The following is a 6,479-nucleotide window of genomic DNA, read 5'->3' on the forward strand; positions in this document are numbered from 1 at the left end:
ACCTCCGTCCCAGCCGTAGGTCACTGGTTCACAGAGCAGCTTGCAAGCAGACGTTCCTGGCTTCTGCAAAGGGTCGGGAGCAGCGGTCCAGGCCCGCCGGCGCCAATGTCGCCTTGTGCTGCGGAGAGCCGTCATTCGACATTGGGCTGAGCGGCAATATCGGGTTCCTCATGGCGGGCTCCTCAACCTAGGAGCCTGTCATGCCCGAGGTCGTCACTGTTCCCACCAGCACACGTGTTCCCTGGAACCGCGGCCGTATCGTCGGCCCCAAACCGCCGCTGAAGCCAAAGCACATCTGGGCCCTGCGCACGCGCCTCCAGCTCGCCAACCGCACGCGAGACCTTGCCCTGTTCAACCTTGCCGTCGACAGCAAGCTACGGGGGTGTGATCTCGTCGGCCTGCGCGTGAGCGACATCCACCTGGGCGACGCCGTGCGTCTTCGAGCGACCGTCTGCCAGCGCAAGACCGGCAGGCCGGTCCCGTTCGAGATCACCGAGCCGACGCGCGAGGCTCTCACGGCTTGGCTGACTGCGCGCAAGTTGAAAGCCGGTGACTGGCTGTTTCCAAGCCGGAGTCGGCTTGGGGAGCATCTTACGACGCGCCATTATAGTCGGCTGGTCGATCGTTGGGTCGCCCTGATCGGCCTGGACCCTTCGGCGTTCGGCACGCACAGCCTGCGCCGCACAAAGGTCGCGCTGGTCTACAAGCGAACCGGCAATATCCGAGCCTGCCAGCTGCTCCTCGGCCATACCAAACTGGAGAGCACGGTTCGCTACCTCGGCATTGAGGTTGACGACGCGCTGATCCTCTCGGAGCAGACCGAGATCTGAAACGGGCGCCGTGGTCGAGATGGCCGCGGGTGCCAGCATGATGGTCGCACCCAGGGTGCCGAATGACCCTTTTCGGACCTTCCGTCTTTCCTATTCGGATGTCCGCACGGAAGGCAGAAGCGGACGTGAGAGCGGCGACAGGACATAAGATTACGGGCTCGATCGAGTGTCTGCGGCGTCTGTCTAGGGGCAAAAGTCGGCGCTCTTGAGGGCAACTGGGAGCAGCTGCGCCGCCGCTCCTATCGAGGCATGCAACGCAGTATTTTCAGACAGCGTGCGCCTGACGGCGGAATACGGAGGGGGTTGATCCCGTCATCTTGCGGAAGGCCGCCGCGAATGCGGACGGCGTTTCATACCCCACCTCCAGGGCGACGTTGACGATCGGCCAGTCGGTCGCAGCCAGAAGATGTTTTGCACGCTGCATCCGAAGGTTCGTCAGCCATTCGTGCGGCGTCATTCCGGTAGCGAGCTTGAACGAAGCGCAAAAGTGAAACCGACTGAGGTCAACGAGGGCAGCGAGCTCGTCGAGCCCGATCAACCGATCGAGCGAGGTCGTCATATACTCCGTGACGCGCTTCACCTGCCAGTCGGCCAGACCTCGGCGAGGTGCCGTCGAGGTGACGGCGCCGTGTGACGAATGTGATCTGATCAGCTGCGTGCATAGAAGATCGATGGCCTGCTCAACGAACAGCGAGGAGGAAGCGTCGGTGCGTTCGGCTTCCTTCCCGAGGAGTTGCATGATCTGCGCCGAGGTCGGATCGTCGAAGCCGGTGCGGCCGACCAACTCCACGTTCGTGGACAACGCCATCGCCTCGGCTGCGGCCTGAAGGCGCTGATGAGGCAGGTAGACCTGGGAGACCTCGACCGGTCCCTCGATGTCCCAGCGCCCATCGCGTCCGATTGGGATTAGGGTAATCGAACCACGGCGGGTGCGCGAAGCCAGTCGTTGAGAACCCGTGCGCCAGGAAGCCTGCTGGGCAGTTCCCCAGTAGGTCATCACAACGTGCGCATTGAGGGCCGGCAACGCGGCGTGCAACGCTCCGTGTGACCACGGCCGGGTCAACTGCGCGCCGCCCTTCAGATCATGCTCGGCGAGCGGAGGGGGCGTATCGAGGATCCGCTCCATCTCGATGCTCGGTCGTCCATTCTCGTCTCGCGACCGAACCAGGCTGCGCTTGTCTCCGAGCATCGAACCATCTCGGCCATCGGTCGCGCGGACAAGCGAAGCAATCCGGGATTCGGCGGACGTTGCCCCTCCGTGGACAGCGTCACTCGTCACTGCGCACCTCTCGTTCACTCACCGCAAGATCGCGATGATCGGCGCAATCCCAAGACAGAAGCAAGGCTCCGCTTCCCGTACCTGATCCTCATCCACGGCGCAGGTGGCGCCGCAGTGGGAGATTGGAATGATGTCAAAGAAGATCGTCATCATCGGTGGAACGGGTTTGATCGGCGCAAAGCTTGCGCGACTGCTTGCACTTGCCGGGCATACCGTCGTTGCTGCTTCCCCGGGCATGGGCGTCAACAGCGTCACAGGCCAGGGCCTTTCCGAGGTCATGCACGGCGCGGACGTCCTCGTCGACGTGTCGAACATCATGTCGTTCGACCCCGCGGAAGTGCGGGAGTTCTTCGAGACATCCGGAAGGAATCTCGTTGCCGCCGCTGCAGATGCGGGCGTCGCACACCACGTCGTCCTTTCGATCGTCGGCGTCGACCGCATGCTCGACAACGGCTACTTCCAGGGCAAGCTGCTGCAGGAGCAGATCGCCGCCACGGGCGGCCTGCCGTACACCATCGTGCGCTCCACGCAGTTCTTCGAGTTTCTCGGCACCTTGGCCGATGCCTACACGAAGGACGGCCGCGTCACGCTGCCGGGTAGCCAGATCCAGCCCATTGCAGCGGACGATGTCGCTGCCATCCTGGCCAACGTCGCGACCAGCGAGCCGCGCAACGGTGTCATCGAGATCGGCGGGCCGGAGCGGGCGCCCTTCGACCGGGTCATCGCACACTTCCTGCAAGCTCGCGCGGACCTGCGCGCTGTGAGCCGCGGTCAGGAAGCCAGCTACTTCGGTGGTCGCCTGGAGGAGTTGAGCCTCGTCCCGATCGGGCAGCAGAAGCTCGGCGGCCGTGACCTCGACAGCTGGCTGAGCGCTCAGCCGACCCAGCACTAACCCCCTTTTTCACCTCGACCCAAGGAGAATTCCCATGACCTCCATCCTCGGCCGGATGGCGCTGATCGTCGTCTTATCCGGATCCGCTTCGATCCAGGACGCCCAAGCCCACGACACGGCAGCTCCAGGCGCCAAAGCGACGCTCGTCTACCAGCATGAACTCCCCAACGCGCCGGGCAAGAGCCTGAAAGCCGTGCTCGTCGAGTACGAACCGGGTGCCGGGAACCCCGCCCACCGACACGCTCCGTCCGCCTTCATCTACGCCACGGTCCTCGAGGGCACGATCAAGAGTCAGGTGAACGGCGGCGAACTCCGCATCTACCGGAAGGGCGAGAGTTTCACCGAGCTTCCCGGCAGCCTCCACAACGTCAGCGCCAACGGCAGCCCGAGCGAGCCAGCGAAGCTGCTTGCGGTGTTCGTCGTGGACACCGGCGACACCGTCCTGACCACGCCGGTCCAATAGGCAAAATCAGACCTTGCCACTACCGGCGGCGGTCGGAGCCAGGCCGGGAACGTCAGATCTATCAGGAGCTTGAAATGTCGGTTGCCACATCCGATGCGGATGTCATTCCCGTTCCTGTTGCCGCTCTGCGCGTCCTAAAGATGCCTGGCCGAACGGGACAGCTCGTGAGGAAATGGGCAGTACCGATCACGTCGGTGGTTTTGGTCGGTTCGCTCATGTCGGCTGCTCTCGGTCAGTGGGACTATCTGGTCAGCAACACCGCCATCCAGGTCACAAACGATGCTACGGTGCGGTCCGAACTGACAGGCTTGTCTGCGAGAGTATCAGGCAACATCGTCAAGGTGGCTGTTCAAGACTTCCAATCGGTTCGCGCCGGCGATCTTCTGATGGTCATCGATCCGTCGGATTATCAGGTCGCCGTCGCCCAGGCCCGAGCAAGCGTAACCGGCGCCAAGGCGGCGACGAGGAATCTGGACAATCAGATTGCGCTCCAGCGGGCCGTCATCTTGCAGGCGGAGGCACAGATTGCCTCAGCGCGGGCCAAGGTTTTGCAGGCCACGCAAGAGGAGCAGCGGCAACAGGCCCTCCTTCGCTCGACCTTCGCAACGGCCCAGCGGGTCGAGCAGGCCGTCGCGGACCTAGCGAGCGCGCGCGCCGGTGTTCAAGCCGCCGAGGCGGCGGCCCAGGCCCAACGGGAGCAGCTCAATGTGCTCGACGGGACCCGTGCCCAGCGGGAGGCCGACCTCGCCGCCGCCGAGGCCGCCTTGGCCGGTGCCGAGCTTCGGTTGGGCTACACGCGCATCGTCGCGCCGTTCGATGGGGTCGCCAGCCAAAGGCAGGTGCAGGCCGGTGACTACGTTACCGTCGGCGGAAATCTTATCAGTGTTGTGCCGCTCCCTCAGATCCACGTCATCGCAAACTACAAGGAAACCCAACTAACGAACGTCGAGCCAGGACAAGCCGTCGAGGTCACCGTCGATACCTACCCGGGCGTTGTCCTGGCCGGGCGCGTCGAGAGGCTCTCGCCAGCATCGGGTTCGCAGTTCGCGTTGCTGCCTCCCGACAACGCCACAGGCAACTTCACGAAGGTCGTTCAGCGCATCCCCGTCCGAATCGCCCTCAATCCCGGTCAGGCCCTGTTGGATCGCCTTCGCCCGGGCATGTCGGTCGTCACGAGGATCAAGACCGCTCGGGAGGGCATGTGATGACCGCAATGGTCCTCAACGGCAGCGCTCCGACGGTTGCATGGAAGGCCAATCCGTATGCCGCGGTCGCCGCGGCCCTGACCGGATGCTTTCTTGCAAGCTATCACACCCGGTATGTCGGCATCGGCCTGCCGGACATTCGAGGTGCCTTCAGCCTCTCGGCCGACGAGGCTTCCTGGCTTTCAACGGTTGCGAATGCCCCCCAGATCCTCACCGCCCCAGCGGTGCCGTGGTTGGTGATGGTCTTCGGGATCCGACCGATCCTTCTCTGGCCCGGCTTCCTATACGCCGCCGTCGTCGCGCTGATCCCGCTTGTGCGTGAGCCGGCGACCCTGTTCGCCCTGCACGCGTCCGCCGGCCTGCTGCTCGGCTTGTTCGTGCCCGCCACAATGCTGGTGATCGTGCGAAACCTGCCCCCGGCGCTCTGGCTGCCGGCCTTCGCGGCGTACGCGTTTCGGCTTGCCTTCACCTTGAACACGGGTCCGGGCCTGGTCGGGTACTACGTGCAGGAACTCGGCTGGGAGTGGCTGTACTGGTCGGATATCCCGCTGGCCCTTCTTATGGCGGCCCTCGCCGCCTTTGGATCGACGTCCCAGCACCCCAACATGAAAATGGTTCGCGACGCCGATTGGGGCGGAATGCTGCTGTTCGGCCTCGGACTGATGTTGATCTATATCGGCCTCGACCAGGGCAACCGGCTGGACTGGCAAGAGTCTGGAACGATCGTTGTGATCTTAGCCGGCGGCGGCGCCTTGATGGTCTGCTTCTTAATCCACGAAGCATGTGCACCAAATCCGTGGGCGACACCGCGGATCCTATACCAGTGGAACACGATTCTCGGCCTGTCGACAGGCATCAGTTTCAGCCTCGTCGCGGTCTCGAACAGTGTCCTAGTCCCGAATTTTCTCCTCAATGTGGCTCAGCTCCGTCCCGAGCAGATCGGCTGGTTCCTGTTTGCCTGGATCGGGATCCCGCTGGCGTTCTGCGCGTGGTTGGGGGTGATCCTCCTGCGGCGCATCGATTTTCGGCTCGTGATGATGCTGGGGTTTTCCAGTTTTGCGGCCGCGAGCCTGTGGGCCACTCAGCTGACGAGTGCGTGGCGTGTGGATGACTTCATTCCCGTCGCCCTGCTGCAATCTGTCGGCCTCGGCATGACCTTCACCGCGGTGATGGTCGGGAACTTCACGAGCATCAAGCCGGAGGTCGCCGCATCTTTCTCGGCCTATATTCAGATCCTCCGCCTTCTCGCAGTGGAGTTCGGCGCGGCTCTGATGATCACCCTTATCCGGCTCCGCGAGCAGATTCACTCGAATCTGATGGGCTTGCATTTGGCAAGAGGCAACGGGAGCGTCCTGCAGGCAATTGCTGAAAGGATCTCCTGTTTTTCAGACAACAAATTCGCTCTAGCGAAGGATAGATCCCTTGTTTCGATTGTCGTAGATGTACAGCGTGAAGCAAACACGTTAGCTTTCATTGACGGCTTCGAGTTGACGTTTATCTTCGCAATTGTGGGCATCGTAGCGGCCGGTGCAATGCGGAGAGCTCCATCTGGCCCACTGACTCACCAGTAAGCCGGCGCTCGTAGCAATCATATCAATATGTCTCTGTATTTATTTCGAAAGTTTCTTATTCATAGATAATAAATCGGAATATTATTGTTTATTTTTTTCGAACATATGGTGCGACGCCGGCTTTGAGCGCGCCCGATGCTTGCGGTTGATGCAGCGCGGAGAGGTCGTGTCCCGTGACGTGGTGTATGAGCGCTGGTCCTCGGCAGGGTCCGAAGGTGATCAGGCTGCCACGGCCGACA

The 6,479-nt window shown here is 62.5% G+C and carries 6 protein-coding genes; 5 read left to right on the forward strand and 1 reads right to left on the reverse strand.

Annotated elements, in window-relative coordinates; genetic code table 11:
• Positions 1 to 200 precede the first annotated feature (200 nt).
• A complete protein-coding gene (locus LW587_RS23395; RefSeq protein ID WP_232631982.1) occupies positions 201 to 830 on the forward strand; it encodes a tyrosine-type recombinase/integrase in 630 nt (209 codons plus the stop codon).
• A gap of 265 nt (positions 831 to 1,095) precedes the next feature.
• Here the strand turns inward: LW587_RS23395 and LW587_RS23400 are convergent, their stop codons facing one another.
• Positions 1,096 to 2,019, reverse strand: coding sequence for a helix-turn-helix domain-containing protein (locus LW587_RS23400; RefSeq protein ID WP_232631983.1), 924 nt, complete (start codon positions 2,017 to 2,019; stop codon positions 1,096 to 1,098).
• A gap of 217 nt (positions 2,020 to 2,236) precedes the next feature.
• On the opposite strand from LW587_RS23400, the gene LW587_RS23405 reads away from it, so the two are divergent.
• The 4 genes from LW587_RS23405 to LW587_RS23420 all read left to right on the forward strand — a co-directional run bounded on the left by LW587_RS23405 (position 2,237) and on the right by LW587_RS23420 (position 6,240).
• Complete coding sequence (locus tag LW587_RS23405; RefSeq protein WP_232631984.1) at positions 2,237 to 3,001, forward strand: SDR family oxidoreductase; 765 nt, start codon at positions 2,237 to 2,239, stop codon at positions 2,999 to 3,001.
• Positions 3,002 to 3,035: 34 nt separating this feature from the next.
• On the forward strand, positions 3,036 to 3,464 hold the full coding sequence (locus LW587_RS23410; RefSeq protein ID WP_082483018.1) for a cupin domain-containing protein: 429 nt from the start codon (positions 3,036 to 3,038) through the stop codon (positions 3,462 to 3,464).
• A gap of 74 nt (positions 3,465 to 3,538) precedes the next feature.
• The gene (locus tag LW587_RS23415; RefSeq protein WP_442919195.1) at positions 3,539 to 4,669 is read left to right on the forward strand and encodes an HlyD family secretion protein; all 1,131 of its coding nucleotides are present in this window, start codon (positions 3,539 to 3,541) and stop codon (positions 4,667 to 4,669) included.
• Entirely contained in the window at positions 4,669 to 6,240 is a 1,572-nt protein-coding gene (locus LW587_RS23420; protein ID WP_110353895.1) for an MFS transporter, read from the forward strand. The genes LW587_RS23415 and LW587_RS23420 overlap by 1 nt, the downstream gene beginning before the upstream one ends.
• Positions 6,241 to 6,479 lie beyond the last annotated feature (239 nt).

Source organism: Methylobacterium sp. Leaf118 (assembly GCF_920984675.1).
Lineage (GTDB): Bacteria > Pseudomonadota > Alphaproteobacteria > Rhizobiales > Beijerinckiaceae > Methylobacterium.

What these genes read in the sequence shown, in the direction of transcription:
- LW587_RS23395 (WP_232631982.1), top strand. Translation starts at nt 201, where the DNA reads ATGCCCGAGGTCGTCACTGTTCCCACCAGCACACGTGTTCCCTGGAAC.
- LW587_RS23400 (WP_232631983.1), bottom strand. Translation starts at nt 2,019, where the DNA reads ATGCTCGGAGACAAGCGCAGCCTGGTTCGGTCGCGAGACGAGAATGGA.
- LW587_RS23405 (WP_232631984.1), top strand. Translation starts at nt 2,237, where the DNA reads ATGATGTCAAAGAAGATCGTCATCATCGGTGGAACGGGTTTGATCGGC.
- LW587_RS23410 (WP_082483018.1), top strand. Translation starts at nt 3,036, where the DNA reads ATGACCTCCATCCTCGGCCGGATGGCGCTGATCGTCGTCTTATCCGGA.
- LW587_RS23415 (WP_442919195.1), top strand. Translation starts at nt 3,539, where the DNA reads ATGTCGGTTGCCACATCCGATGCGGATGTCATTCCCGTTCCTGTTGCC.
- LW587_RS23420 (WP_110353895.1), top strand. Translation starts at nt 4,669, where the DNA reads ATGACCGCAATGGTCCTCAACGGCAGCGCTCCGACGGTTGCATGGAAG.